The organism is Isoptericola sp. NPDC055063 (assembly GCF_053608125.1).
Map to the genome: position 1 here is coordinate 119,655 of NZ_JBSGUW010000012.1, position 25,926 is coordinate 145,580.

22 protein-coding genes are annotated in these 25,926 nt (G+C 73.0%); 6 read left to right on the forward strand and 16 right to left on the reverse strand.

The genetic code is table 11. The features are described 5' to 3' along the window. Nucleotides 1-212: 212 nt before the first annotated feature. Together ACWF41_RS15580 and glgB are read left to right on the forward strand one after the other, a co-directional pair. Nucleotides 213-1,100 carry a LacI family DNA-binding transcriptional regulator gene (locus ACWF41_RS15580; RefSeq protein ID WP_380315701.1) on the forward strand — a complete coding sequence of 296 codons (888 nt, stop codon included), beginning with the start codon at nucleotides 213-215 and terminating at the stop codon, nucleotides 1,098-1,100. Nucleotides 1,101-1,156: 56 nt separating this feature from the next. Beyond that, nucleotides 1,157-3,412 (forward strand): 1,4-alpha-glucan branching protein GlgB, encoded by a 2,256-nt coding sequence (gene glgB, locus ACWF41_RS15585; RefSeq protein ID WP_380315704.1) that lies wholly within the window; start codon nucleotides 1,157-1,159, stop codon nucleotides 3,410-3,412. Here the strand turns inward: glgB and ACWF41_RS15590 are convergent. From ACWF41_RS15590 to ACWF41_RS15600, 3 genes are read right to left on the reverse strand one after another with little or no spacing between them, the layout of a single operon-like run. Continuing rightward, complete coding sequence (locus ACWF41_RS15590; protein WP_380315707.1) at nucleotides 3,399-4,349, reverse strand: co-chaperone YbbN; 951 nt, start codon at nucleotides 4,347-4,349, stop codon at nucleotides 3,399-3,401. The genes glgB and ACWF41_RS15590 overlap by 14 nt on opposite strands. Nucleotides 4,350-4,373: 24 nt before the next feature. Further along, on the reverse strand, nucleotides 4,374-5,390 hold the full coding sequence (locus ACWF41_RS15595; RefSeq protein WP_380315710.1) for a hypothetical protein: 1,017 nt from the start codon (nucleotides 5,388-5,390) through the stop codon (nucleotides 4,374-4,376). Further along, nucleotides 5,387-6,808 carry a hypothetical protein gene (locus tag ACWF41_RS15600; protein ID WP_380315713.1) on the reverse strand — a complete coding sequence of 474 codons (1,422 nt, stop codon included), beginning with the start codon at nucleotides 6,806-6,808 and terminating at the stop codon, nucleotides 5,387-5,389. Before ACWF41_RS15600 ends, ACWF41_RS15595 begins: the two co-directional genes overlap by 4 nt. Before the next feature lie 307 nt (nucleotides 6,809-7,115). On the opposite strand from ACWF41_RS15600, the gene ACWF41_RS15605 reads away from it, so the two are divergent. After that, complete coding sequence (locus ACWF41_RS15605) at nucleotides 7,116-8,618, forward strand: coiled-coil domain-containing protein (RefSeq protein ID WP_380315715.1); 1,503 nt, start codon at nucleotides 7,116-7,118, stop codon at nucleotides 8,616-8,618. A 128-nt stretch (nucleotides 8,619-8,746) separates the two neighbouring features. On the opposite strand, the gene ACWF41_RS15610 is transcribed toward ACWF41_RS15605, so the two are convergent. The 3 genes from ACWF41_RS15610 to ACWF41_RS15620 all read right to left on the reverse strand — a co-directional run bounded on the left by ACWF41_RS15610 (nucleotide 8,747) and on the right by ACWF41_RS15620 (nucleotide 10,785). Further along, nucleotides 8,747-9,592 (reverse strand): alpha/beta fold hydrolase, encoded by an 846-nt coding sequence (locus ACWF41_RS15610; RefSeq protein ID WP_380315718.1) that lies wholly within the window; start codon nucleotides 9,590-9,592, stop codon nucleotides 8,747-8,749. Between the two features lie 55 nt (nucleotides 9,593-9,647). Further along, the gene (locus tag ACWF41_RS15615; protein WP_380315721.1) at nucleotides 9,648-10,421 is read right to left on the reverse strand and encodes an alpha/beta hydrolase; all 774 of its coding nucleotides are present in this window, start codon (nucleotides 10,419-10,421) and stop codon (nucleotides 9,648-9,650) included. A 64-nt stretch (nucleotides 10,422-10,485) separates the two neighbouring features. Beyond that, the gene (locus tag ACWF41_RS15620; protein WP_380315724.1) at nucleotides 10,486-10,785 is read right to left on the reverse strand and encodes a hypothetical protein; all 300 of its coding nucleotides are present in this window, start codon (nucleotides 10,783-10,785) and stop codon (nucleotides 10,486-10,488) included. 121 nt (nucleotides 10,786-10,906) lie between these two features. Here ACWF41_RS15620 and ACWF41_RS15625 point away from each other — a divergent pair, with 121 nt between their 5' ends. Next, on the forward strand, nucleotides 10,907-11,872 hold the full coding sequence (locus ACWF41_RS15625; RefSeq protein ID WP_380315726.1) for an FKBP-type peptidyl-prolyl cis-trans isomerase: 966 nt from the start codon (nucleotides 10,907-10,909) through the stop codon (nucleotides 11,870-11,872). Nucleotides 11,873-11,990: 118 nt separating this feature from the next. Further along, nucleotides 11,991-12,521 (forward strand): phosphoribosyltransferase, encoded by a 531-nt coding sequence (locus ACWF41_RS15630; protein ID WP_380315729.1) that lies wholly within the window; start codon nucleotides 11,991-11,993, stop codon nucleotides 12,519-12,521. A 6-nt stretch (nucleotides 12,522-12,527) separates the two neighbouring features. Here the strand turns inward: ACWF41_RS15630 and ACWF41_RS15635 are convergent, their stop codons facing one another. Next, the gene (locus tag ACWF41_RS15635; protein ID WP_380315732.1) at nucleotides 12,528-13,442 is read right to left on the reverse strand and encodes an alpha/beta fold hydrolase; all 915 of its coding nucleotides are present in this window, start codon (nucleotides 13,440-13,442) and stop codon (nucleotides 12,528-12,530) included. A gap of 67 nt (nucleotides 13,443-13,509) precedes the next feature. On the opposite strand from ACWF41_RS15635, the gene ACWF41_RS15640 reads away from it, so the two are divergent. Then, on the forward strand, nucleotides 13,510-14,070 hold the full coding sequence (locus tag ACWF41_RS15640; protein WP_380315734.1) for a TetR/AcrR family transcriptional regulator: 561 nt from the start codon (nucleotides 13,510-13,512) through the stop codon (nucleotides 14,068-14,070). Nucleotides 14,071-14,169: 99 nt separating this feature from the next. Here the strand turns inward: ACWF41_RS15640 and nrdF are convergent, their stop codons facing one another. The 9 genes from nrdF to ACWF41_RS15685 form a co-directional block, all read right to left on the reverse strand. Then, the gene (nrdF, locus tag ACWF41_RS15645) at nucleotides 14,170-15,150 is read right to left on the reverse strand and encodes a class 1b ribonucleoside-diphosphate reductase subunit beta (RefSeq protein WP_380322470.1); all 981 of its coding nucleotides are present in this window, start codon (nucleotides 15,148-15,150) and stop codon (nucleotides 14,170-14,172) included. A 41-nt stretch (nucleotides 15,151-15,191) separates the two neighbouring features. Next, nucleotides 15,192-17,318 carry a class 1b ribonucleoside-diphosphate reductase subunit alpha gene (gene nrdE / locus ACWF41_RS15650; RefSeq protein ID WP_452182842.1) on the reverse strand — a complete coding sequence of 709 codons (2,127 nt, stop codon included), beginning with the start codon at nucleotides 17,316-17,318 and terminating at the stop codon, nucleotides 15,192-15,194. A gap of 38 nt (nucleotides 17,319-17,356) precedes the next feature. Then, the gene (gene nrdI, locus ACWF41_RS15655) at nucleotides 17,357-17,788 is read right to left on the reverse strand and encodes a class Ib ribonucleoside-diphosphate reductase assembly flavoprotein NrdI (RefSeq protein ID WP_380322476.1); all 432 of its coding nucleotides are present in this window, start codon (nucleotides 17,786-17,788) and stop codon (nucleotides 17,357-17,359) included. A gap of 151 nt (nucleotides 17,789-17,939) precedes the next feature. Beyond that, a complete protein-coding gene (gene nrdH, locus ACWF41_RS15660) occupies nucleotides 17,940-18,182 on the reverse strand; it encodes a glutaredoxin-like protein NrdH (RefSeq protein ID WP_380322479.1) in 243 nt (80 codons plus the stop codon). A 577-nt stretch (nucleotides 18,183-18,759) separates the two neighbouring features. Next, on the reverse strand, nucleotides 18,760-20,181 hold the full coding sequence (locus ACWF41_RS15665; protein ID WP_380322481.1) for a serine hydrolase domain-containing protein: 1,422 nt from the start codon (nucleotides 20,179-20,181) through the stop codon (nucleotides 18,760-18,762). A gap of 67 nt (nucleotides 20,182-20,248) precedes the next feature. Further along, nucleotides 20,249-21,682, reverse strand: a complete 1,434-nt coding sequence (locus ACWF41_RS15670; protein WP_380322484.1) for a GH1 family beta-glucosidase — start codon at nucleotides 21,680-21,682, stop codon at nucleotides 20,249-20,251. Then, complete coding sequence (yicI, locus tag ACWF41_RS15675) at nucleotides 21,679-23,982, reverse strand: alpha-xylosidase (RefSeq protein WP_380322487.1); 2,304 nt, start codon at nucleotides 23,980-23,982, stop codon at nucleotides 21,679-21,681. The genes ACWF41_RS15670 and yicI overlap by 4 nt, the downstream gene beginning before the upstream one ends. 79 nt (nucleotides 23,983-24,061) lie before the next feature. Next, nucleotides 24,062-24,970 (reverse strand): carbohydrate ABC transporter permease, encoded by a 909-nt coding sequence (locus ACWF41_RS15680; protein ID WP_380322502.1) that lies wholly within the window; start codon nucleotides 24,968-24,970, stop codon nucleotides 24,062-24,064. Continuing rightward, entirely contained in the window at nucleotides 24,970-25,926 is a 957-nt protein-coding gene (locus ACWF41_RS15685; RefSeq protein WP_380322490.1) for a carbohydrate ABC transporter permease, read from the reverse strand. Before ACWF41_RS15685 ends, ACWF41_RS15680 begins: the two co-directional genes overlap by 1 nt.

Sequence of the window (25,926 nt, forward strand, 5' to 3'; positions counted from 1 at the left end):
GAGCCGGCAGGGACTTTTGTAGCGGACCGAAGAAAGTTCCCGCAAGAGGTGGTCCGCGATTCAGGACGCCGATCGGGGCAGATCCGCGCATTCCCGGGAAAAGACCGGCGCAACCGCCTCGACACCTCCCGGGCCGCCTCCGACCCCGAGCGCCTCCTTTGTTCGCGCTGCGAAGTAGCGGCCCTCGCCATGGTCACGGGTAGCGTGTGGCCGTGCAGCGCTCCCCGTCCCCCGACGTCGTCGGCCTGGTCCTCGCCCGTCCGGCCCGGCTCCTCGCCATCGAGCCGTTCTTCATGGAGCTCGTCGCGGGGATCGAGGAGGTCCTCACCGCCGACGACATGTCGCTGCTGCTGCACGTGGTGCAGGACCTCGACGCCGAGCTCGCCACCTACGAGCGGTGGACCCGCAACGGCACCGTGGGCGCCGTCGTCGTGACCAACGTGCGCACCGACGACCCGCGCCCCGACGCCCTGCGGGAGCTCGGCCTGCCCTACGTCGTCGCCGGCGGGCCGCGGCCGTCCGGCGACGCCCCGCACGTGTGGATCGACAACGCCCGGCCCGCGCGCGACGCGGTCGGCTACCTCGCCGAGCTCGGCCACACGGTGGTCGCCCGCGTCACCGGGCCCGCCGTGTTCGCGCACACGCGCACCCGCACGGACGCGTTCCTCGAGCGCTGCCGCACCGCCGGCGTCGTCCCCCACGTCGTGGAGGGCGAATACACGGAGGAGTCCGGCGCGCGCGCCACCGGTGAGCTGCTCGGCCTCGACCCGCGGCCCACGGCCGTCGTCTACGACAACGACGTCATGGCCATCGGCGGGCTGGAGCACGCCCGGTCCACGGGCCTGCGGGTGCCCGACGACCTGTCGATCGTCGCGTGGGACGACTCGGCCCTGTGCCGGCTGTCCTCCCCGCCGCTGTCCGCGATGCACCACGACGTGCACGGCATGGGGCGCCTCATCGGCGAGGCCCTGCTCGACGCCGTGCAGGGCCTCGCCCCGACCACCCGCACGGCCCCGTTCCCGCGGCTCCTGGTGCGCGGGTCGACGGCGGCGCCGCCCGTCGCCGAGAGCGCCGCGGCCGGGGACGCGCCCACGTCGTAGGCGCGGGGCCGACCAGGAGCGGGGCGGACCGGGAGCGGACGTGGAACAGTGAGGCCATGACCGGGTCCGCCGCCGCCCCCGCACCGCCCCCCGTCGACCCCGAGGTGCTGACCGCCCTCGCGCAGGGCACCCTGCACGACCCGCACGCCGTGCTCGGCCCGCACCTCCTGGACGCCCCGCCGGCCGTCGCGGGCGCCGCCGACGCCCCCGGCGCGTGGGCCGTCGTGCGCGCGCTGCGCCCCCTGGCGGACGAGGTCGTGGTGGTGGTCGGCGACGTCGAGCACCCCGCGCGGCACGTCGCCGCGGGCGTGTGGGAGGCCGTCGTCCCGGCGGGCGCCGACCCGGACGGCGGGCGGCACGCCCCGGACTACCGGGTACGCACCCGGTACGACGACGACGTGCAGACCGTCGACGACCCGTACCGCTTCCTGCCCACGCTCGGCGAGGTGGACCTGCACCTCATCGCCGAGGGGCGCCACGAGGAGCTGTGGCGGGTGCTCGGCGCCAACCGGCACCGCTACCCGAGCGCGCTGGGCGACGTCGAGGGCACCGCGTTCGCCGTCTGGGCCCCGAACGCGCGCGGCGTGCGGCTGGTCGGCGACCACAACCGGTGGACCACCGTGCACCCGATGCGGTCGCTCGGCTCGAGCGGCGTGTGGGAGCTCTTCGTGCCCGGCGTCGGCGCGGGCACGCGGTACAAGTACGAGGTGCTGGGCGCCGACCGGGTCTGGCGGGCCAAGGCCGACCCCCTCGCCAAGGGCACCGAGGTGCCCCCCGCGACGGCGTCCGTCGTCGTCGACTCCGTGTACGAGTGGGGCGACGGCGCGTGGCTGGCGCGGCGCGCGTCGGGCGACCCGCACTCCGGCCCGGTGAGCGCCTACGAGGTGCACCTGGGCTCGTGGCGGCCCGGGCTGGGCTACCGCGAGCTCGCCGAGGAGCTCACCGCCTACGTGGTCGAGCAGGGCTTCACGCACGTCGAGCTGCTGCCCGTGGCGGAGCACCCGTTCGGCGGGTCGTGGGGCTACCAGGTGACGGGCTACTACGCGCCGACGGCGCGGTTCGGGCACCCGGACGACTTCCGGTACCTCGTGGACCGGCTGCACCAGGCGGGCGTCGGCGTCATCCTCGACTGGGTGCCCGGCCACTTCCCCCGCGACGAGTTCGCCCTCGCCCGGTTCGACGGCGCCCCCCTGTACGAGCACCCGGACCCGCGCCGCGGCGAGCAGCCCGACTGGGGCACGTACGTCTTCGACTTCGGGCGACGCGAGGTGCGCAACTTCCTCGTCGCCAACGCGACCTACTGGTTCGAGGAGTTCCACGCCGACGGCCTGCGCGTCGACGCCGTCGCGTCGATGCTCTACCTCGACTACTCGCGCCAGCCCGGCGAGTGGGTGCCGAACGTCCATGGCGGGCGGGAGAACCTCGAGGCGATCGCGTTCCTGCAGGAGGCGAACGCCACGGCCTACCGCCGCTCCCCCGGGGTCATGATGATCGCCGAGGAGTCCACCGCGTTCCCCGGCGTCACGCGCCCCACCGACGCGGGCGGCCTCGGCTTCGGGCTCAAGTGGAACATGGGCTGGATGAACGACGGGCTGCGCTACGTGGCGCACGACCCGATGTACCGGCGCTACCACCACCACGAGCTCACGTTCTCGCTGGTCTACGCGTTCTCCGAGCAGTACGTGCTGCCGGTCAGCCACGACGAGGTGGTGCACGGCAAGGGCTCGCTGCTGCGCCGCATGCCGGGCGACCGGTGGAAGCAGCTCGCGGGCGTGCGCGCCTTCCTCGCCTACCAGTGGACGCACCCCGGCAAGCAGCTGCTCTTCATGGGCCAGGAGTTCGCCCAGGACGCCGAGTGGGACGAGGGGTCCGGCCTCGACTGGTGGCTCCTCGAGACCCCCGGCCACGCCGGCGTGCAGCGCCTGGTGCGCGACCTCAACGCCCTCTACCGCGCCACGCCCGCCCTGTGGGAGCGCGACTTCGACGCCGCCGGGTTCGAGTGGCTCGACGCCGACGACGCCGACCACGACACCCTCTCGTGGGTGCGCCGCGACGCCGCCGGCGAGCCCGTGGTCGTGGTCGTGAACTTCGCCGGCGTGCCGCACGAGGGCTACCGTCTCGCCCTGCCCGACGGCGGCGCGTGGGACGAGGTGCTCAACACCGACGCCGAGGTCTACGGCGGCTCCGGCGTCGGCAACCTCGGCCGGGTGCACGCGCAGGACGTCCCCTGGAAGGGCCGCCGCCACTCCGTCACCCTGCGCGTGCCGCCCCTGGGCGCGCTGGTCCTCCGGCCCAGCGTCAGTACAGGCTGATCGCCAGGCGCTGGCGGGCCTTGACCACGCGCGGGTCGGTGGGGCCGACGATCTCGAAGTACTCCACCAGGCGCACGCGGAGCTTCTCCTTGGCGTCCGGGTCGGCACCGGGCAGCTGCTCCAGCAGGCGCGCGAGGGCGTCCTCCACCTTGCCGCCGAGCATGTCCATGTCCGCGACCCCGAGCTGGGCGTCGACGTCGCCGGGGGCGTCCGCGGCGGCGGTGCGGGCGGCCTGCAGGTCCACGCCGCGGGTGCGCTGCAGCAGCCGCACCTGCGCGAGCCCGGCCACGGCCAGGGCGTCCTTCGGGTCCTGCTTGATCGCCTTCTCGTACGCGGCGACCGCGGTGTCCAGGTCGTCGCGCTCGATGGCGTCGTACGCCTCCTGGTGCAGCGGCGGCAGCGGCTCCTCGACCGGCTCCGCCTCGGCCTCGGCCGGGGCCTCGGTCTCGCCGCCCTGGGCGGGGGCCCGGCCGGTGACGCCGTTCTGCTCCGCCGCGGCCAGCACCTGGTCGAGCACGCCGCGCACCTGCTCCTCGGGGGCCGCGCCCTGGAAGAGGGGCAGCGGCTGGCCCTGGAGGACCGCGACGACCGTCGGCACGCCCTGCACCTGGAACGCCGCCGCGACCTGCGGGTACGCCTGCGCGTCGAGGCGGCCCAGCAGGAACTTGCCCGCGTACTCCTGGGCGAGGCGGCCCAGCAGCTCGCCGAGGTCGGCGTTCGCCTTGTCGGTGGGGATCCACAGCAGCATGACGACCGGGTAGGTGGTCGAGTCCTGCACCACCTGCTGGAAGTTCGCGTCCGTGACGTCCAGCACGTAGCCGGCGGCGGACGGCGCGCCGCCGGGCTCCCCCGGGGGCGGCGACTGCGGGCGGTTCAGCGCCGACAGGTCGACGGCACCGCGCACGGCGAAGGACGGGTCGGGCGTGGCGTTGGTCATGGACGTCATCCTACGAGCGGTGGATCAGTTCGAGGCCGCCGTCGCCACGTGCGAGTAGCCGAGCGGGCGGATCTTCTCGTCCGAGTCCTTGGGCGGCACGTACAGCGCGACCATGTCGGTGTACTCGGTCTTGAGCACGTTGGTCGGGTCGGCGTCGCCGAGCAGCGCCTTCTGCGTCTCGGACAGCGCGGGCACCTTGGCGTCCTCCTCGGCCTGGACCGTGGTCTTGCCGTCGAGCACGCCCATGACGAGGGCGCCGCCGTCGACGGTGCGCACCGCGCGCACGGCGTCCTTGCGGGCCGCGTACTTCTTCGAGTACTTCGTGCCCGACTCCTCGAAGCCGTCCACCGACTTCCATGCCTTCTCGTCCGCGGCGACCGCGGCGACCAGGTCGGCGTCGGGCAGGTCGAAGCCCTTCGCGAACGACGACTTCTTCGCGCCGAGGGTCACGATGTCGGCGTACTGCGCGAGCGCGTCGGCCGGGGAGGCGGCCAGCGAGTCGTCCTTCGCCCCGACGGCCTCCGAGCCGATGGCGGAGTCGGCGAAGTACGGCATCTCCTGGCCGGGGATGAGCTGCACCCAGGACCACATCTTGTAGTTCTCCCGGGCGCTCGCCTGCTCGAAGGCGACCAGGCGCGGCGTCTCGAGCTTCTCGGTCGCCTCGGTGATCGAGAAGCTCGTGCGCGGCCATCCCTCGGTGGTCGGGATGATCATCTGCTGCGAGCTGTCCGGGATGTCCGTGACGAACTCGGAGTTGTCCCGCTTCTTCGCCACGGCGAGCTGGCTCGAGCGCACCTCGTACGCCGGGCCCGTCACGCGCGGCTTGAGGGCCTTGGCGCTCTTCGCCTTGTCGGCCTTGTCGACCGTCGCGGCGACCGTCGTGACGACGTGGGTGTCCTGGTCCTTCGTCAGCACCGGGCGGGTGTCCGCCGCGTCCGGCGCGGGCTGCGGCAGCTCCTGCGCGCAGCCCGTGAGGAGCGCCGAGGACACGACGAGGGCGCTCGCCACGGTCAGGCCGCGGCGGGTGGTACGGCGGTTCATCGGTTCTCCCCGTCGGTGTCGGTCGGGCGCGGGTCGGCGTCGGCGGACTGGCCGGCCCCGAACCCCCAGGTGGCGCGCCAGGCCGCGGCGCGGCCGGTGGGCGTGGACAGGTCGGGGCGAGGCTCGGCCTCCGCCTCGGCCGGCGCCGCCTGCTGCGGGCGCACCGCGGGGATGGAGCCGGTGATGGCGCGCAGCATGCGCGTCATCCCGCCCTGCTCCTGGGCCCGGCGGGCCTCCTCCTGGGCGCGCAGCTCGCGGCGGGTCATCCGCAGGGCGCCGGTCGCCGTGGTGGGCTCTTCCGGGACGGGCTCGTGGGACGCCGGCGCGGCCGGGACCGGCGCGTGCGGCGTCGGCGCGGCGGCCGGGACGGGCACGGGGTGCGCGTCGCCGAACGACGGCGCGGCGGGGGCGGCGGGTGCGGCGGCGTCCGTCTCGGGTGCGGTCTCGTCCGTCGCGGGAGCGGCGTCGTCGCGCTGGCGACGGCGGGAGCGGCGCAGCAGGCGGCCCGCGACCGGCACCTCGGCGGTGCCCGCGGTCGCCGTCGCCGTGCCGTCCTCGGTCTCGCCCGCGTCCTGCGTGCCGTCCTGCGGGTCGCCCGCGGCGGACGCCTCGGGCTCCGAGGACGGGGACGACGACTGGGACGGCGGCCCGGCGCCGAGGGCGCCCGGGGTCACCGGGGCGAACGGGCCCGCCGACGGACCCCCGAAGGGGCCGGCGCCGTCCGCGTCGACGGACGTCGCGTCGGCGGGGCCGACCTCGTCCCGCTGGTCGCGGTCCGCCCGCTGTGCGCGGACGCGGCGCCCGCCGAGCACGAGGAGGAGCGCACCGACGAGCACGAGCACGGCGCCGGCGATGACGCCCGGCCACAGGTACGGCGTCGCGACGGCACGCGGCCAGGTGAGCTCCAGCGTGGGCGCCTGGGCGCCCTTGCCGACGCCCGCGGCGAGCAGGGTCCAGCGGCCCGGGCGGTCGCTCCAGCGGAGCGTGACGCTGTCGGCGTCGGAGGCCTCGGCGACCCACATGTCGGAGCCGGCGGGGTCGGGCCCCGTCGTCGGCGCCTTGGCGGTCTTCGCGTCCGCGTCGGCGGGCTCGCCCGCGGCGACGGACAGGTTCTCCCAGTCGCTGAGGCCGGTCACGCGCGAGTACGGGTCGTTGCCGACCCACCCCGCGACGTCGACGTCCCGGCCGACCGCCAGGGTGACCTTCTGCCCCTCGGGGACGGATGCGCTGATGGTGACGTCGTCCCCGACGAGCCCGAGGACCCCGGGGTCGGTGACGACGAACGTGCCGTCGCCGGACGGCTTGGCCGTGGCGGCCACCGTGTCGGTGTCGCGCCAGACCGTGGCGGAGGCGACACCGAGCGCGGCAGCGGCCAGTCCGATGAGGACCAGGACGCCGCCCAGAATGCGTTGCAGCACCGAGCTTTCCCTTCGACGTGGACAGTCCAGCATAGGGACGGCACGCGGAGCTCCGTCCACGTCGGCCCCCTCGCGGGGGCCGGTTCACGAACCCTTCACGACTCGGGTACGTCGGCCGCGCCCGGGCTCCCGCCCGCCCCCACGAGCCGCCGGGGACGGCGCGGCGCCGCCCCCAGCAGGGCGGGTCCGCCGTGTGAGAGAATGCCTGGCTCGTCCCGTTGGGCCAGTATGTCCCGAGTATCGGCGCCACGGTCGCACCACTATCCTGACGTGGCCGGGACACCCCACCACACACGGAGGTCTGCACGTGTCCGACGAGCGCACGCTCTTCCCGATCACCATGCGCGGCTACGACCGCGCCCAGGTGGACGGCCACATCGCCCGACTCGAGCAGGCCCTGGAGGAGGCTCGTCGGAACGTCGAGAGCACCGACGCGCGCGCCATGCAGATCTCCTCGGAGCTCGCGCTCGCGCAGCGCCAGCTCCGGGAGAACGAGAAGCCGTCCTACGCCGGGCTCGGGTCCCGCGTCGAACGCCTCCTGCGGTCCGCCGAGGAGCAGTCGACCGAGGTCCTCACCCAGGCCAACCAGCAGGCCGCCGACATCATGGCGCGCGCCAAGCTGTCCGCCGGCCAGGTGCGCTCGCGCGCCGAGTCCGAGGCGTCGGAGCTGCTCGGCAGCGCCCGCCGGGAGGCCGAGGAGATCCGGTCCACCACCGCGGCCGAGGCCGAGGGCACCCTGCTCGCCGCCCAGCGGCGCGCGGAGGAGCTGGTCGGCTCCGCCGAGCGCGAGGCCGCCCTCATCACCAGCACGCTCTCCGCCGAGGAGAGCGAGCGCCGCGCCTCCCTCGAGCGCGAGATCGGTGTCCAGCGGTCCACCGCCGAGCGCGAGACCACCGAGCTGCGCGTCTCCGCCGAGCGCGAGACCGCCCAGCAGCGCGCCTCGGCCGCGGCCGAGGCCGCCGCCCAGCGCGAGGAGGCCGACCGCGAGTCGTCCGACCTGCTCGAGCGCACCCGCCGCGAGGCCGCCCGCATCATCGCGGAGGCGAAGCACCAGGCCACCGAGGCGTCCGACGCCGTCACCACCGAGCTCGAGCAGCTGCGCGAACAGGCCCGCGCCGCGCTGGCCGACGCCGAGCTGGAGATCGCGCAGCGCCGCGAGCAGGTCGAGCACGAGGCCGCCGCCCGGCACGAGACGGCGCGCCAGGAGACCGACCTGCTCGTCCGTGCCGCCGAGGAGCACGCTGCCGAGGCCGAGCAGCGCGTCGCCCTCGCGCTGCAGCAGGCGGAGAAGGTGCGTGCCGAGTCCGACGCCTACGTCAAGGCCCTCGTCGCCGACGCTCGCCGCACCGCCGACGGGATCGTCGCCGAGGCGCGCGAGTTCGCCGAGACGATGGTGGGCGACGCCCGGGTCGAGGCCGAGACCCACCGCGCCACGGCCTCCCGGCAGCTCGAGGACCTCACCCGCCGGCACGACTCGATCAACTCCTACCTCGAGGAGCTGCGCGGGCTGCTCGGCGCGGAGAAGAAGTCCGACCAGGGCTCGGCCCGCACGGCCGCTGCACTGGCCGACGTGCCGGCGGCCCCCGTCGCCACGGTCTCCGCCCCGGAGCCCGTGACCGAGGAGCAGGTCGTGAACCCGCAGGAGCCCGTCGTCCAGGGCGAGACAGCCGAGGACGACGCCGCGCGGACCGCGTCCGCGAAGGCGGCCAAGGGCAGCAAGGCCAAGGCATCGGCCGCCGAGGAGCCGGCGGCCGAGGGCACCGACGACGCGGAGGCCGGCCAGGAGGCGGCGGCCGCCTCGCAGGCCTGACACCGCACGCACGACGAGGGCCGGTCACCCACCCGGGTGGCCGGCCCCCGTCGTGCCAGGCCCGGACCTGTCAGGGCGAGGTGCACGGAAACCTTCGCGTGGCCCTGACGGGCCCGCGCGCGGCGGGATCAGGCGTCGGCCGCGGGACGGTACTGCCAGGGCCAGCGGGGCGGGTGCGTCTCCTGGGCCACGCGCCGGTGCAGCAGGCCCAGGGCGGCCGCGACGGTGGCCGGGTCCTCCACCGCGCTCATGTGCCCGGCACCGGGCACCACGGTGAGGGCGCCGTCGCGCGCCGCGTGAGCCATGTGCTCCGCCTCGACGAGCGGGGTCACCTGGTCCTCGGCGCCGACCACCACCGCGACGGGGCCGTCGAAGGCGCGCAGCACGTCCGTGCGGTCGGGCCGGGCCGCCATCGCCCGCTGCGCCCAGGCCACGCCGGAGGGCGACTGCCCCCGGATCCACGACTCCAGCAGCGGGAAGAGGTGGCGCCGCTTCTCGGTGCTCGTCGAGCCGAGCAGGGTGCCCGGCATGCTGAGGACGGGGTCGAGCGTCTGGCCCTCGGTCACCGCGGCCGCGATGCGCAGGCGGTTCGCCCGGGCGGCGTCGAGGTCGGCCGTCGACTTGGTGTCCACCAGCCCGAGCCCGACGACGAACCCGGGGTGCCGCTCGGCCAGCGCGAGGGCCACGTAGCCGCCCATCGACAGGCCGACGACCACCGCGTTCCCCTCCCCCTGCTGCTGCATCGTCCGGTGCACGGCGTCCGCGACGTCCTCGAGCCGCGGCGGGACTCCCCCGAGGTCGGAGTGGCCCTGGCCGGGCAGGTCCACGCCGATGGCGCGCACCCCCTCGGGCAGAGCCTCGGCTGCCGCCGCCCACATCCGGTGGTCGAGGGGGAAGCCGTGCAGCAGCAGCAGCGGCGTGCCGGCCCCGTCGTGGAGCTCGTACGTCGCCAGGAGCGCGGAGGTGGTGGTCATCGTCGACTCCTCGTCATCGCCATGTCATGTCATCCGGGAACCTCGTGCGGCGCCGTCAGCGCGGCACCGTCTCCGCCTGTCGCACGTCGCCGTCGTAGTGCGTGGGCAGCGGGGCGTGGCCGGGCAGCACGTGCCCGACGATCTCGTCGAGCACCCGGCGCACCGCCGGCTCCCCGACCCACAGGTGCTTGGCGCCGTCGACGCCGATCACCTCGGCCTGCGGCACGCGCGCGAACCGGCGCCGCGCCTCCTCGGGCCGCAGGTAGTCGTCGTGCTCGGGCACGAGGACGACCAGCGGGCGCCCGAAGGCGGCCCAGCGGTCCAGGTCCTCGTCGGTGGCACGGTGCAGCGGCGGGGACAGCAGGATCGCGCCCTCGACGCTCGGGTCGGTGCCGTGCTTGAGCACCAGCTCCGTGCCGAACGACCAGCCGACGAGCCACGGGCGGGGCAGCTCGCGGAACTCGGCGAGCTCGATCGCGGCCGCGACGTCGAACCGCTCGGCGTCACCTCCGTCGAACTCGCCCTCGGACGTGCCCCGCGGCGATGACGTCCCTCGGGTGTTGAACCGCAGCACCGCGAGGTCGGCGAGGGCCGGGAGCCGCCAGGCGGCCTTCCGGTAGACGTGCGAGTCCATGTACCCGCCGTGCGTGGGCAGGGGGTGGAAGGTCAGCAGCGTCGCGACCGGGTCGCGGTCGGCAGGGAGGGCCAGCTCCCCGACGAGCGTCAGCCCGTCCGCGGTGTGCAGGTCGACGTCCTCGCGCCGTGCCGGGAGCATCGTCAGCGAGCGGATCTGGTGGCCGGTGGACTCGCCGGCGGGCTTGTCGTTCATCACCGCCCAGCGTAGTTCGGACGGACGCTCCCGGCCGGTCCGCGCGCCCCGCCGAGCGTGGGGCTCAGCGCAGCCGCGCGCGGCGCTCCCAGCACGAGGAGTGCCAGTGCCGGCGGTCCTCCAGGCCGGCGCTCTCGCCCCCGACGACGTCGCGCTGCCACGCCACGACGTGCGGCGTGCCGGCGGGGATCTCCTGGCGGCACGCGGGGCAGCGGTACGCCTTGTCCCCGCCCCGCAGCCTGCGGACCGTCCACTCGCCGTCCGCCGCGCTCTCCCGTCGCACGCCGCCCAGGGCGCGGTCCAGGTCGAGCGGCGGGGGCGTGGCGCCCCAGGGGCGCTTGCGGGACGGACGGCTGGACGGCATGCACCCATTGTCGCCCGGGCGCCGGACCGGCCGGGCGAGGCCGGTGCAGAAGCCTGGACGGGGCGGTCAGGTGGTGCCGTTACAGTGTCCCGGTTCGTCCCCGCCGACCGAAGGACTCTCCGTGAAGCTCCGCACGTCCGCCGCCGCAGCCGCGCTGGCGCTGGCCACGGCCCTGGCCCTGACCGCCTGCGCCGACGACTCCGGCGACGGCGCCACCCCGTCCGCGTCGGCGTCGTCGTCGCCGGCCACCGAGGCGCCGACGCCCACCAAGGAGGACGTCGCCGCCCTCGAGGCCGTGAAGGTCGACGGCGACGCCGGGAAGGAGCCGAAGCTCTCCTTCAAGGCTCCGCTCGAGGTCTCCGTGCCGACCTCCCGCGTCATCGACGAGGGCAAGGGCGACGCGCTGGCCGAGGGCATGCAGGTGACGATCGACTTCGTGGGCTACACGGGCGCCGACGGGAAGAGCCAGGGCTCGACGTGGCAGCAGAAGCAGCCGGCCACCTTCATCCTCGGCGACCAGAGCTACGGCGTCCTCACCGAGCCGCTCACCGGCCAGAAGGTCGGCTCGCGCGTGCTCGTCGCGTTCCCGACGCAGGATCAGCAGGGCAACGCCGTCACCGCCGTCAACCTCGTCGAGGTCACCGGCGCGAAGAAGATCCCGACCCGCGCCGAGGGCGAGGCCGTGAAGCCGGCGGCCGGCCTGCCGACCGTGACGCTCGACGACTCGGGCAAGCCGTCCGTGAAGATCCCCGACGGCTACAAGGCCCCCAAGGACCTCGTGGCGCAGACCCTCATCAAGGGCGACGGAGCGAAGGTCACCAAGACCCAGTCGATCACGGCCAACTACACGGGCTGGACGCTCGACGGCAAGTCGTTCGACTCGTCCTGGGACCGCGGCGCCCCCGCCTCGTTCTCGCTGCAGGGTGTCATCCCGGGCTGGACCGACGGCCTCGCCGGCCAGACCGTCGGCAGCCAGGTGCTGCTCGTCATCCCGGCCGACCAGGCGTACGGCGCGAAGAAGAGCGACCAGAACGAGCTCGCCGGCCAGCCGCTCGTCTTCGTCGTGGACATCCTCGCGGCGCAGTGACGCCCGAGCGGCGCGCGTGACGTCTCGCACGTCGCAGCCGCGTCGGCGCAGGTCAGCAGCATCAGGACGGCGGGTCCCCGGTCACGGGGGCCCGCCGTCGCGCGTACGCTCGGTTGCCATGACCGCATCGTCACCCGAGCCGCCCACCGGCGCCGCGCCGGCGCCCGAGCGCGAGGTGCTCACCTGGACCCTGCTGCCCGTCGCCATCCGCGAGCTGGCCGAGCGCGTCGTCGCGAGCGGGTTCCGGCCCGACGTCGTCGTCGCGGTCGCGCGCGGCGGCCTCGTGCCCGGCGGCGCGATGGCGTACGCGCTGGGCACCAAGGGGGTGGGCACGCTGAACGTCGAGTTCTACACCGACATCGGCAAGACCCTCGACGACCCGCGCGTGCTGCCGCCCCTGATGGACACCTCCGAGCTGCCCGGCGCCAAGGTGCTCGTGGTGGACGACGTCGCCGACTCCGGCCGCACCCTCGCGCTCGTCATGGACATGCTCACGAAGCAGGGCGCCGACGCCCGCTCCGTGGTGCTGTACACGAAGCCGCGCACGATCATCCGGCCGGACTACTCGTGGCGGGACACCGACCTGTGGATCACGTTCCCGTGGTCCGCCGACCCGCCCGTCACCGGCGCGCACTCGGCCGACGTCTGAGCACCGTCACGCCGCGCGGGCGAACAGCTCTCGAGCGCGGTCCACGACGAGGTCCGGGCGCTCGTCGACCATGAAGTGCGAGACCCCGGGGAGCACGTCGACGGTGAGGTCGTCGGCGTGCTCCTCGTACCCGCCGAGCAGGGCGGGGTCGCTGAGGATGTCGTTCTCGCCGAGCAACGCGTCCGTCGGCGTGGTCAGGTGCTGGTCGCGGTAGGCGCCGCGCAGCACCGACCACAGCTCGCGCCGCACGAAGTCGCGGCAGAGCGCCGACCCCGCGCGGGCGCCCGCGGGCAGCCGCAGCGGCGCGAGGTACGCCTCGACGTCGCTCTCCGTCATCACGGGCGCGTCGCTGCCGTACTCCTGGAGCAGGTGGCGCGGCAACCGCTGACGCCCCCGCGACAGGGCGCGCGGCCCTGTGAGCCGCGAGGCGATGACCACCTGGAACCAGGTGTGCCGCAGCATGAGCAGCAGCCTCGGGTCGAACCGCAGCCACAGGTGGGGCACGCCCATGCTCAGCAACGACGCGGCGCGGTCGGGGTGCTCGAGCGCGAGGTGGAAGCCGACCAGCGCACCCCAGTCGTGCGCGACGACGTGCGCGCGCTCCAGGCCCAGCGCGTCGAGCAGGCCGACGACGTCGGCCAGCAGCCGGTCGCGCGTGTAGCCGCCCGGCGGCGCGTCGGTCCAGCCGAAGCCACGCAGGTCGGGGCACACGACGTGATGGTCGGCGGCGAGCGGACCGATCACCCCGCGCCACTCCCACCAGTGCTCCGGGAAGCCGTGGAGCAGCAGCACCGGGTCACCGGCGCCCTGCTCGACCACGTGCATCACGAGCCCGTCGACGTCGACCCACCGATGGGTGACACCGGCGAGCTCGGGCATCGGCACCTCGGCCGACGCTTCGCTCACCACGTTCTCGTCCATCCCTCGACGCTACTACGTTCGTAGTGTCGTGTCACTATATTCGTAGTAACGGGTTTAGGGTGACGTCGTGACCGCCACCCTCCCGCCCCGACGCCGCGCGCTCGACGCGGCCGTGGACCTGCTCGGCACCGAGGGGCTGCGCGCCCTCACGCACGGGAAGGTCGACGACCGCGCCGGGCTCCCCCGCGGCTCGACGTCGAACTACTTCCGCACCCGCGCCGCCCTGCTGGCCGGAGTGTCCGAGGAGCTCGCGAGCCGGGACCTGGCCGGCCTGTCCGCCGTGCCGGAGCCCGCGTCGGCGGCCGACATCGTCGACATGCTGTGCGCCGGCTTCGCGCAGGCGACCGGCCCCGACCGCGCCGCCACGACCGCCCGCCTCGTCCTCTTCCTCGAGGCGAGCCACGACCCCGACCTGCGCGGGCGTGTCAACCGGGGCCGCGAGGCGCTCGTCGAGTGGGGCGAGCGGATGATGGGCCGGCTCGGCGCGCCCGACGCGCGCGCGGCGATGGTCGCCGTCGCCGGCGCCTACGAGGGGCTGCTGCTGCACGCGATCGCCCGGCACGACCCGACCGACCCGCGCCCGACCCTCACGCTCGTCGTCGACGCCGCGCTGGCGACGCCGAGGTAGTTCGAGACCCGCCGAGGTAGTGCGAAGGGCGGCCCGCAATGCTGCGGGCCGCCCTTTTCGAACTATCTCGGCGGGTCTCGAACTACCTCGGCGAACGGGTCAGAAGTCCCAGTCGTCGTCCTCGGTGGCCACGGCCTTGCCGATGACGTACGACGAGCCCGACCCGGAGAAGAAGTCGTGGTTCTCGTCCGCGTTCGGGGACAGCGCGGCGAGGATGGCCGGGTTCACGGCCGTGTCCTCCTTGGGGAACAGCGCCTCGTAGCCCAGGTTCATGAGGGCCTTGTTGGCGTTGTACCGCAGGAACGCCTTGACGTCCTCGGTGAGGCCGAGCTCGCCGTACAGGGCGTCGGTGTACTCGACCTCGTTCTCGTACAGCTCGAAGAGCAGCTCGAAGGTGTAGGCCTTGAGCTCGTCCTGCTCGGTCTGGCTGACCTGCGCCAGGCCCTTCTGGTACTTGTAGCCGATGTAGTACCCGTGCACGGCCTCGTCGCGGATGATGAGGCGGATGAGGTCGGCCGTGTTCGTGAGCTTGGCGCGGCTGGACCAGTACATCGGCGCGTAGAAGCCGGAGTAGAACAGGAACGACTCGAGCATCGTGGAGGCGACCTTGCGCTTCAGCGGGTCGTCGCCGCGGTAGTAGTCGAGCACGATCTCGGCCTTGCGCTGCAGGTGCGGGTTCTCCTCCGACCAGGCGAACGCCTCGTCGATCTCCCGCGTCGAGATCAGCGTCGAGAAGATCGACGAGTAGCTCTTGGCGTGCACCGACTCCATGAACGCGATGTTGGTGTACACCGCCTCCTCGTGCGGGGTCAGCGCGTCCGGGATCAGCGACACGGCGCCGACGGTGCCCTGGATCGTGTCCAGCAGCGTGAGGCCGGTGAACACGCGGGTCGTCATGAGCCGCTCCGCGTCGGTGAGCGTGTGCCACGACTGGATGTCGTTGGACACCGGCACCTTCTCCGGCAGCCAGAAGTTGCCGACCAGGCGGTCCCAGACCTCGAGGTCCTTCTCGTCCTGCAGCCGGTTCCAGTTGATCGCGGTCACGCGATCGATGAGCTTGAGCTTCCCCGTGGGCGCCATCTGTGTCTCTTCCCCGAATTCCTGATAGTTGCTCGACGCGGTCACAGCATGCAGCTGACGCAGCCCTCGATCTCCGTGCCCTCGAGGGCCATCTGCCGGAGACGGATGTAGTACAGCGTCTTGATCCCCTTGCGCCAGGCGTAGATCTGCGCCCGGTTGACGTCGCGCGTCGTCACCGTGTCGGGGAAGAACAGCGTCAGCGACAGCCCCTGGTCCACGTGCTGCGTGGCCGCGGCGTAGGTGTCGATGATCTTCTCGTAGCCGATCTCGTACGCGTCCTGGTAGTAGTCCAGGTTGTCGTTCGTCATGTACGGCGCCGGGTAGTACACGCGGCCGAGCTTGCCCTCCTTGCGGATCTCGATCTTGGCGGGCACAGGGTGGATCGACGACGTCGAGTTGTTGATGTAGCTGATCGACCCGGTGGGCGGCACGGCCTGCAGGTTCTGGTTGTAGATGCCGTGCTCCATGACCGAGGCCTTGAGCGCCCGCCAGTCGTCCTGCGTCGGGATGGCGACGCCTGCCTCCGCGAAGAGCTGCGCGACGCGCTCGGTCGCCGGCTTCCACTCGCCGTCCGTGTACTTGTCGAAGTACTCGCCGGTGGCGTACTTGGAGTCCTCGAACCCGCCGAACGCCTTGCCGCGCTCGATCGCGAGGCGGTTGGACGCCGCGATCGCGTGGTACGCGACCGTGTAGAAGTACAGGTTCGTGAAGTCGACGCCCTCGTCGGAGCCGTAGTAGATCCGCTCGCGGGCGAGGTAGCCGTGCAGGTTCATCTGCCCGAGGCCGATGGCGTGCCCGAGCTCGTTCGCGCGGCGGATCGACGGGACCGACTCGATGCTCGTCTGGTCGGAGACGGCCGTCAGCGCGCGGATCGCGGTGTCGATCGTCTTGGCGAAGTCCGGCGAGTCCATCGTCTTCGCGATGTTCAGCGAGCCGAGGTTGCAGGAGATGTCCCGGCCGACGTGGTCGTAGGACAGGTCCTCGTGGAACGTCGACGGCGTCGAGACCTGCAGGATCTCCGAGCAGAGGTTCGAGTGGGTGATGCGGCCCTTGATCGGGTTCGCGGCGTTCACCGTGTCCTCGAACATCACGTACGGGTACCCGGACTCGAACTGCAGCTCGGCGATCGTCTGGAAGAAGTCGCGCGCCTTGATCGTGGTCTTCGTGATGCGGTCGTCGGCGACGAGCTCGTCGTACTTCTCCGAGATGGAGATGTCGGCGAACGGCTTGCCGTAGACGCGCTCGACGTCGTACGGGCTGAACAGGTGCATGTCCGCGTTCGTCTTCGCCAGCTCGAACGTGACGTCCGGGATGACGACGCCCAGCGAGAGGGTCTTGATGCGGATCTTCTCGTCCGCGTTCTCCCGCTTGGTGTCGAGGAACCGCATGATGTCCGGGTGGTGCGCGTGCAGGTAGACGGCACCGGCGCCCTGGCGCGCGCCGAGCTGGTTGGCGTAGGAGAACGAGTCCTCGAGCAGCTTCATCACCGGGATGACGCCGGACGACTGGTTCTGGATGTGCTTGATCGGCGCGCCGTGCTCGCGGATGTTGCTCAGCAGCAGGGCCACGCCGCCGCCGCGCTTGGACAGCTGCAGCGCGGAGTTGATGCCGCGCGCGATGGACTCCATGTTGTCCTCGATGCGCAGCAGGAAGCAGGAGACGGGCTCGCCGCGCTGCGCCTTGCCCACGTTGAGGAACGTCGGCGTCGCGGGCTGGAAGCGGCCCGACACGACCTCCTCGACGATGTCGCGCGCGACCTGCTCCTCGCCGTCGGCCAGCCCGAGGGCGACCATCGAGACGCGGTCCTCGAAGCGCTCGAGGTACTTCTTCCCGTCGAACGTCTTCAGCGTGTACGACGTGTAGTACTTGAACGCGCCGAGGAACGACTCGAACTGGAAGTCCTTCGAGTACGCGAGCCGGAACAGCTCCTTGACGAAGGCGCGCGAGTACTTCTCGAGTACCGCGGGGTCGTAGTACTTGTTCTCGATCAGGTAGTCGAGCTTCGCGTCGAGCGTCTCGAACTGGATCGTGTTCGGCAGCACGTGCTGCTCGAAGTACGCGGTGGTGGCCTCGCGGTCCTTCTCGAACTGGATCCGGCCGTCCGCGCCGTACAGGTTCAGCATCGCGTTGAGCGCGTGGTAGTCCAGCTGCACGCCCTGCAGCGGCACCGGGGTGGCCCCCGCGACCTCGGGGGTCGTCGTCGAGCTCACGCCGAGATCAGTGACTGTCGTTGCCAAAATCGTCCCAATCCGTCACGGACGCGCGCGGCGTCCTCAGCCGTCCCCAGGAGTTCGAAGGCGTACAGGTAGGGCACCTGGCACTTCGCGGAGATGATGTCGCCGGCGATGCAGTAGGCAGCGCCGAAGTTGGTGTTCCCCGCGGCGATGACGCCGCGGACGAGCGACCGGTTGTGCGGGTCGTTGAGGAACTCGCGCACGCGCCGTGGCACGGCACCGCCCTCGTTGCCCCCGCCGTAGGTCGGGACCATGAGCACGTACGGCTCGGTCACCGTGAGAAAGCCGTCCTGCTTGCGCACCGGAATCCGGTGCACGGACATGCCGAGCTCCTCGAGCCCGAGGCGCTGGACGAACCGGTGGGTGTTCTCCGACACGCTGGAGAAGTAGACGAGAGAACTCATGCTCAGCCTCCCCCCGGATGCTGCTACCAGACCGACGCGCTGCGTCGCCGAAGACGCACGGCGCCCCGGGTCGGGTTCGAAGCCCGGGGCGCCGGCCGTGTGTGGGGTGGGCGGTCGCGCCTCGCGCGCCCCGCCCGTGCCGGTCTCGGCGTCAGGCCGTGACGGCCTGCTGCGCCGCGACCGCGGCGATCTGGTCGGGGCGGAAGCCCGACCAGTGGGTGTCGCCGGCGACGACGACCGGGGCCTGCAGGTAGCCGAGCCCGCGCACCATCTCGAGCGCCTCGGCGTCCTGGGTGATGTCGACCACCGAGTACTCGACCCCCTTGCGGTCGAGGGCGCGGTAGGTCGCGTCGCACTGCACGCAGGCCGGCTTGCTGTAGACCGTGATGCTCATGTGTCTCTCCCTCTCTGCGCTCCCCTCCCGGGGGGCTTGGTCCGACCCGCGCGATGCCCTGGCGAGCCGGTCCCAGGTGGGCCCGAGAGGGGCCTGGACCAGGGATGACGCTCGTGGAACTACGCCGGTGTGCTTTGTTCGAAGGGCCGTGGGCCCCGCGTGCTCCAAACACTACACCTAGTGGTCGGGGCGCGCGCGGGACCGACATCTAGTGGTTGACATCCATGTCATTCATCGAACGCCCTTCGCCCGCCGACCCTGTCGACAGCCTTCCACGGGCCTCTGACACCGTCCGTCCACAGGCTCCCCGGGCCTCCGTCCCCACCACCCGGAGGCGTTCGCCCGCAGCACCGTGCGGTTCACGTCCGGATGTCCACAGGCGGTGGGTGACGGGCGTCCACAGCATGTGCGCGACCGACGCCGGGCCCGCACCCCGACCACGGCGCCTCCCCCGACGCGCCGTTGGGGCACCGCGGTACGGACAGAACGGACATTCAAGGCCCGGGAGGTCGCCGAAAACTCGTCGAGATCCTCGGCGTGTCGTGGTCGGTGGTGTGTCGCACAGCCGGCCCCGGGGTCACCCGGTCGCAGAGACGTCGCCGCCGTCGGTCGCGTCGGGGACCGCCCGCCAGCCGCGCGGGTCGAGGCCGCCCGGCACCGCGGTGGCGGGGTCGTACGGCGCGCGCGTGAGGTGGAAGGTGCCGACGTCGAGCGCCTCGGCGGGGGTGCCGGGCGCGACGGCGCGCAGCCGCTCCCCCCGCCAGTAGCCGCCCTCGACCCCCACCCAGCCGCCGTCGTCCGCGCGGCCGAACACCGTGCTGCGGCCGCCGTCGGCGCTCAGCTCCAGGCGCCCGTCGGCGCGGGCGGCGAGCGTGTACGCCATCGGGCCCCAGTACCAGGTGCCCGTCAGGGCGAGCGCGTCGCGGTCCACGACGTCCGCCGCGCGGTTCGCGGGCGCGAGCGGCGGAGAGCCGGCCAGGACCTCCTCGACGAAGGACGCGTCGCCGAACCCCGCCGTCGAGCTGCCGCACACGGCCCACGCCTCCCCCGTGGCGGGATCGGCCCGCAGCGTGGCCGTGAACCCCGGCACCGAGCCGCCATGACCGACCGTGCGCCGGCCCGCCTCCGTGTGGTGCACCGAGACGCCGAGCCCCCAGGCGGCGGTGAACGGCCGCCCGTCGTCGTCCACCACCGCGCGGGCCGTCGTCATCCGACGTCGCCACTCCCGCGACAGCACGTCCTCGCCCGCCGCGTCGTCCGGGCCGGCGCCGACGAGCCACGAGCCGAACCGCACCAGGTCCGACGGCGTCGACCACACCTCCCCGGCCGGGCCCATCGCGCCGTAGGAGGCCACGGGCTCCACGAGGACGGTGCCGGCGTCGGGGTGCACGGCGTAGCCGACGGCCGCGTCGCCGGACGGAGTGCGCCCGGTGTTCGTCATGCCCAGCGGCGACCACACCTCGTCGCGCAGCACGGCGTCCCACGGCCGGCCGTGGGACACCTCCAGCAGCCGGCCCAGCACCGCGTAGCCCACGTTGGAGTAGTGGTGGCGCCCGCCCGGCTCCTCCAGGGGCACCACCCCCGACTCGACCAGCTCGGCCCACGTGCCCGCGCCGTGGCGCTCCCACCACGGACCCGGGGGCTCGGCCGGCAGGCCCGCGGTGTGCGTGAGCAGGTGGGCGAGCGTGGCGTCGGGCGCGGGAGCGTCGGGCAGGTGCCGCCCGACGGGGTCGTTCAGGCCGACGCGGCCCGCCGCGACCAGCCGCAGCACGGCCACCGCCGTCATCGGCTTCGTGATCGACCCGATGCGGAACGCCGTGCCGGCGTCGGCCCGCGCCCACCCGGCGGAGCCGGCCCACGCCACCCTGCCGCCCCGCGCCACCGCGGCGGACAGCGCCGGCACCCGCCGCTCGCGGCACCGGTCGCGCAGCGCGTCGTCGAGCAGGGCGCCGTCGAGCGGGGCGGGGAGTTCTGGCGGGAGCGGCGCGGCGGTGGTCATGCCCGCACGGTAGTGCCGAACAGGCGGTTGACACCCTTATCGGGGCCTTCGGGCCCGGATAACGGTGTCAACTGCCTGTTCGGCCCTGCACCGGGGGCAGCTCACCGGTGGTCACCAGGCGGCGGTACCAGTGCGCCGAGTCCTTCCACGTGCGCTCCCCGGTCGGGTAGTCCACGTGCAGGATGCCGAAGCGCTTGGAGTAGCCGTAGCCCCACTCGAAGTTGTCCATCAGCGACCAGGCGAAGTAGCCGCGCACGTCCGCACCGGCGTCGCGCGCGGCGCCGAGGGCCTCGACATGGTCGTGCAGGTACGCCACGCGACGGTCGTCGTGCACGCGCCGCTCTCCGTCGTCGACCACGAGCTCGTCGTCGAAGGCCGCGCCGTTCTCGGTGACCGCGAGCGGCAGGTCGGGGTAGGTGCGGTGCAGCCCGACGAGCAGGTCGGTGAGTCCCGACGGCTCGATGTTCCAGCCCATCGCGGTGTACGGGCCCGGCTGCTGCACGAACTCGACGTCCGTGACGCCGATCCACGGGCTGTGCGACGACGCGCCGTGCCCGTCGTTCTCCGACCGCTCGCCGTCCCCGGCAAAACGCCGCACCGTGACGGTCGAGTAGTAGTTGACGCCCAGCACGTCCAGGGGCTGACGGATCTGCTCGAGGTCGCCGCCGAGCACGAACGACCAGTCCGAGACGTGCGCGGTGTCCGCGAGCAGGTCGGCCGGGTACGCGCCGTCGAGCAACGGGCCGAGGAACGCCCGGTTGGCGAGCGCGTCGATGGTCCGGACGGCGTCGGCGTCGGCCTCCGAGGCCGGGTCGGCGGGGCGGATCGCGTGCAGGTTCAGCGTGATCGAGACCTGCGCGCCGGGCAGCACCTCGCGGATCGCGCGGGCGGCCAGGCCGTGGGCGAGGTTGAGGTGGTGCACGGCCGCGAGCGCCGCCTCCGGCTCGGTGCGGCCGGGGGCGTGCACGCCCGAGCCGTAGCCGAGGTAGGCCGAGCACCACGGCTCGTTGAGGGTGGTCCACGCCTCGACGAGGTCGCCCAGCTCGGTGGCCATGTGCCGGGCGTACGCGGCGAACGCCGTCGACGTCTCCCGGTTCACCCAGCCGCCGGCGTCCTCGAGCTCCTGCGGCAGGTCCCAGTGGTAGAGGGTGACGAAGGGGCGGATGCCGCGCTCGCGCAGGGCCTCCAGCAGGCGGCGGTAGAACGCGACGCCCTCGGGGTTGAGGGGGCCCGTGCCGCCGGGCTGGACCCGGGACCACGAGATCGACAGGCGGTAGGCGCCGACGCCGAGCCGGTCGAGGTGGTCCACGTCCTCGGCCCACCGGTGGTAGTGGTCGCAGGCCACGTCGCCGGTGTCGCCGCCCAGCGTGCGGCCCGGGGTGTGGGAGTAGGTGTCCCAGATCGACGGCCCGCGGCCGCCCTCGGCGGCGGCGCCCTCGATCTGGTAGGCCGCGGTGGCGGTGCCCCACAGGAAGTCGGCGGGGAAGGTACGGGTCGTCACAGGGTGATCCTCAGCTCTCCGGGTCCGGCGGTGGTGGCGACGCGCCCGTCGACCCGGACGCTCCAGTCGCCGGGGGCGTCGTCGGTGGTCACGACGACCTCGCCGCCGGCGCGACGGACGCGGAACCGCGCCGCCTCGCCGTCGGGCCCGCCGGTCGGGACGGGGGTCACGGCGTCGTAGCCGTCGGGCAGCGCGACGAGCCGCAGCTCGACGCCCTCGGCCCACGCGTAGTCGGGCCGGTCGGTGCGCGCGCCGACCGGCAGCACCGTGCCGGGCCGCACGAGCACGGGCAGCGAGTCGACGCCGTGGGTCTCGGTGACCCAGCGCGGGCCCGTGACCGTCTCGGCGTGGCCGCCGTCCGCGCCGTCGAGCAGCCGCGTCCACGTGCCCTCGGGCACGTAGTACTCGACGGTGCCGTCCGCCGTGAACACCGGGGCCACCAGCAGCGCGTCGCCCAGCATGTACTGCATGTCCACGCCGAAGGTGCCGCGGTCGGCGGGGAACTCGAGCACCATCGGTCGCATGATCGGCGTGCCCGTCGCGTGCGCCTGCTCCCCCGCCCGGGCGAGGTACGGCATGAGCGACATCTTGAGGTGCGTGAAGCGGCGCGCGACGTCGACGGCCTCCTCGTCGAAGGCCCACGGCACGCGGTACGACGACGAGCCGTGGAACCGCGAGTGGCTGGACAGCAGCCCGAAGGCGAGCCACCGCTTGAACACGGCGGCGTCGGGCGTGCCCTCGAAGCCACCGATGTCGTGACTCCAGTACCCGAAGCCCGACAGGGCGAGGGAGAGCCCGCCGCGCAGCGACTCGGCCATGGAGGCGTAGGTGGAGTCGCAGTCGCCGCCCCAGTGCACCGGGAACTGCTGGCCGCCCGCGGTGGCGGACCGCGCGAAGACGACGGCGTCGCCGCGCCCCCGCCGCCGCTCGAGCAGGCCGAAGACGGCCTCGTTGTAGAGCTCCGCGTAGTAGTTGTGCATCTTGCGCGGGTCCGAGCCGTCGTGCCAGACCACGTTCTCGGTGGGCACCCGCTCGCCGAAGTCGGTCTTGAAGGCGTCCACCCCCTGGTCCAGCAGGCGCTCCAGGTGGCCCAGGTACCAGGCCGTCGCGTCGGGGTTGGTGAAGTCGACCAGCGCCATGCCGGCCTGCCACAGGTCCCACTGCCAGACGCCGCCATCGGCGGTGCGCAGGAGGTACCCCTTCTCCCGTCCCTCGGCGAACAGCGGCGACCGCTGCCCGATGTACGGGTTGATCCAGACGCTCACCTTGAGGCCGCGCTCGTGCAGGCGCGCGAGCATGCCCTCCGGGTCGGGGAAGACGCGCGGGTCCCACTCGAAGTCGCACCACTGGTACTCGCGCATCCAGAAGCAGTCGAAGTGGAAGACGCTCAGCGGCAGCCCCCGCTCGGCCATCCCGTCGACGAAGCTCATCACGGTGGCCTCGTCGTAGTCGGTGGTGAACGACGTCGACAGCCAGGGGCCGAACGACCACGCCGGCACGCGCGCCGGCCGGCCGGTGAGCCCGGTGTACCGGCGCAGCACGTCCTTGGGCGTCGGGCCGGCGATGACGTAGTACTCCAGCGCCTGCCCCTCCACGGAGAGCTGGACGCGGGTGTTCACCTCCGACGCGACCTCGAGCGACACCCGCTCGGGGTGGGCCACGAAGACGCCGTACCCCTTGCTGGTCACGTAGAGCGGCACGTTCTTGTACGCCTGCTCGCTGGAGGTGCCGCCGTCCTCGTTCCACACGTCGACGGACTGCCCGTTCTTGACGAAGGGCCCGAACCGCTCGCCCAAACCGTAGACGTGCTCGCCCGGGTCGAGGGTGAGCTGCTCGTGCACCCAGGCGCCGGCCTCCGGCCCCGCCGTCGCCGTCATCGCGCCCACGGACTTGGGCAGGCTGGAGGTGAGCACCCGCCCGTCGTGCTCGAAGTCGACGTGCCAGCCGCCGCCGCGGTGCACGCGGACGGACAGCCCGCCGGTCTCGAGCACGCCGGTGGTCTCGTCGACCTTGACCACGGGCCGGAACCCCGGCTCGGGGGCGACGGCGAACTGCGGACCGCGGTGCGCGGCGCCGGCGAAGTGCTCCACGCGGACCTTGACCACGCCGGGCGCGGGCGAGGAGTAGGTGACGGTGAGCATCGGCCGGTTGAGGGTGTCCCCCCGCCGGGCGATGTGCGCCGTGGGCGCGTAGACGGTCATGGTGCCGGTGGCCTCGTCGACGCGGACGTCGTCGACCTCGACCGCGTACAGCGGCTCGATGCCGCGGCGGGTCTGCCAGTAGCCGTCGGTGAACTTCATCAGGGGTGCACCTACTCCGTGCTGTCGGATTCGATGATGGCGGACGGCCCGCAGGCTCGCCGCGCGGGATTCGGGGCGCTCACTTCACCGCGCCGGCGGTGACGCCGCGGGTGAGGGTGCGCTGGAAGATCAGGAAGAAGACGAGCGCCGGGACCAGGGACACGAGGGCGCCGGCGTTCGTCGTGGGGGCGTCCATCATCCGGTCGCCCTGCAGCGACGCCAGGGCGATCGGGATCGTCTGGGTGTCGTGCGTCGTGAGCATGACCAGGGGGATGAAGAACTCGTTCCAGGTCCAGATGAAGAAGAAGATCATCAGCACCATGAGGGTGGGCCGCACGATCGGGAACACCACCTGCCACAGGATGCGCCAGCGGCCGGCGCCGTCGAGCGCGGCCGCCTCGAGCAGCGCGGGCGGGAACGTGCCGAGCACCGAGGCGAGCAGGTAGGTGCCGAAGGCCGACTGGATCACCGTGAAGATGATGATCACCGACCACTGCGAGTTGGACAGCCCCACCTGCCGCGCCATGTCGAACAGGGGGTAGATCAGCGCCTCCTGCGGCAGCATGTTCGCGAGCAGGAAGAGCAGCACGATCCCCATGCGGCCCCGGATGCGGCCGACGCCGATCGCGTACGCGTTGAGCAGCGAGAGCACGCACGCGGCCACCGCCACCACGGCGGAGATGAAGAACGAGTTCCACAGCTTCACGGGGAACTCCGTGCGCTGCCAGAAGTTCACGAGGCCGTCGAGGTACAGGCCGCTCGGGAGGCTGAGCGGGCCGTGCTGCGTGTAGTCCTCCGGCGACTTGAACGCGTTGAGCAGCATGACCAGCAGCGGCGCGAGCACCAGCAGCGCGACGAGGACCGCCCCGGCCAGCACGAACCAGCGCGCGGCGCCGCGGCGGTGGCGCCCGCCCTCAGGCCGACGGGGCGCGCCGGTCCGTGGGCGCGCGGGGTGCGGGGTGCGCGGGGTCTCGACCGTCGTGGCCATCACCGCCCCACCTCCTCGGCCCGCTCGGCCCGCGCCTGCAGCGCGAGGATGACGACGGCCACCACCACGATCACCACCGTGAGCACGGTCGCGACGGCGGCGCCGTAGCCCACCCGCGACTTGTCGAAGAAGTTGAGGTACGAGTAGTAGCTCGGCACCAGCGTGGAGCTCTCCGGGCCGCCCCGCGTGAGCACGTAGATCGGCCCGAACACCTTGAGCGCCGCCACCGTGCACGTGAGCGTGACGACGAACGTCTCCGGACGGATCTGCGGGACCGTGATCGCGCGGAACCGCCGCCACCAGCCGGCGCCGTCCAGCTCTGCCGCCTCGTACAGCTCGGGGTCCACCCGCTGCAGCGCCGCCATGAAGATCACCACGGGGTAGCCGATCTGCACCCAGATCAGCACGAGCATGACGCTGGGCAGGGCCGTGCTCGGGTCACCGAGCCAGTTCGGCGGCTCCGCCACGCCGAGGGCACGCAGGATCTCGTTGAGCGCGCCCGTCTGGGCGTTGAGGATCCAGTTCCACAGCACCCCCGCGACCGCGACCGGCAGGATCTGCGGCAGGTAGTACGTGGCCCGCAGGACCGACGCGACGCGGGGGCCGAACCGGCGCCCGAGGTAGTCGAACAGCACCGCCGCGAGCAGCAGGCCGATCGCGGTCGGCACGATCACCATCGCGACGATCATGGCGATCGAGTTCTGGAACGACGTCCAGAACGCGGCGTCGTGCCAGAGCTCCGCGTAGTTGTCGAACCCCACCCAGGTGAGCGGGGCCAGCCCGCCGCGCCAGGAGAACAGGCTGATGTAGACGTTGGTCACCAGGGGGTACCCGATGACGAGCACGAAGAGCACCGCGCCGGGCAGCAGGTAGAGCAGGTACGGCAGGGAGCGGCGGCGGCCGCGCGCCCGCGCGGGGCGGGGCGCCGCCGGGGCGGTCGTGGTGGTGGCCGTCAT

Excerpts from the sequence above, each read along its gene's own strand:
- nrdF (WP_380322470.1), bottom strand. The coding sequence starts at position 15,150 with ATGGCGCCCACGGGGAAGCTCAAGCTCATCGATCGCGTGACCGCGATC.
- ACWF41_RS15610 (WP_380315718.1), bottom strand. The coding sequence starts at position 9,592 with ATGACCACCACCTCCGCGCTCCTGGCGACGTACGAGCTCCACGACGGG.
- ACWF41_RS15620 (WP_380315724.1), bottom strand. The coding sequence starts at position 10,785 with ATGCCGTCCAGCCGTCCGTCCCGCAAGCGCCCCTGGGGCGCCACGCCC.
- yicI (WP_380322487.1), bottom strand. The coding sequence starts at position 23,982 with ATGAAGTTCACCGACGGCTACTGGCAGACCCGCCGCGGCATCGAGCCG.
- ACWF41_RS15665 (WP_380322481.1), bottom strand. The coding sequence starts at position 20,181 with ATGACCACCGCCGCGCCGCTCCCGCCAGAACTCCCCGCCCCGCTCGAC.
- ACWF41_RS15630 (WP_380315729.1), top strand. The coding sequence starts at position 11,991 with ATGACCGCATCGTCACCCGAGCCGCCCACCGGCGCCGCGCCGGCGCCC.
- nrdI (WP_380322476.1), bottom strand. The coding sequence starts at position 17,788 with ATGAGTTCTCTCGTCTACTTCTCCAGCGTGTCGGAGAACACCCACCGG.
- glgB (WP_380315704.1), top strand. The coding sequence starts at position 1,157 with ATGACCGGGTCCGCCGCCGCCCCCGCACCGCCCCCCGTCGACCCCGAG.
- ACWF41_RS15635 (WP_380315732.1), bottom strand. The coding sequence starts at position 13,442 with ATGGACGAGAACGTGGTGAGCGAAGCGTCGGCCGAGGTGCCGATGCCC.
- ACWF41_RS15680 (WP_380322502.1), bottom strand. The coding sequence starts at position 24,970 with ATGGCCACGACGGTCGAGACCCCGCGCACCCCGCACCCCGCGCGCCCA.
- ACWF41_RS15685 (WP_380322490.1), bottom strand. The coding sequence starts at position 25,926 with ATGACGGCCACCACCACGACCGCCCCGGCGGCGCCCCGCCCCGCGCGG.
- ACWF41_RS15595 (WP_380315710.1), bottom strand. The coding sequence starts at position 5,390 with ATGAACCGCCGTACCACCCGCCGCGGCCTGACCGTGGCGAGCGCCCTC.
- nrdH (WP_380322479.1), bottom strand. The coding sequence starts at position 18,182 with ATGAGCATCACGGTCTACAGCAAGCCGGCCTGCGTGCAGTGCGACGCG.
- ACWF41_RS15590 (WP_380315707.1), bottom strand. The coding sequence starts at position 4,349 with ATGACCAACGCCACGCCCGACCCGTCCTTCGCCGTGCGCGGTGCCGTC.
- ACWF41_RS15615 (WP_380315721.1), bottom strand. The coding sequence starts at position 10,421 with ATGAACGACAAGCCCGCCGGCGAGTCCACCGGCCACCAGATCCGCTCG.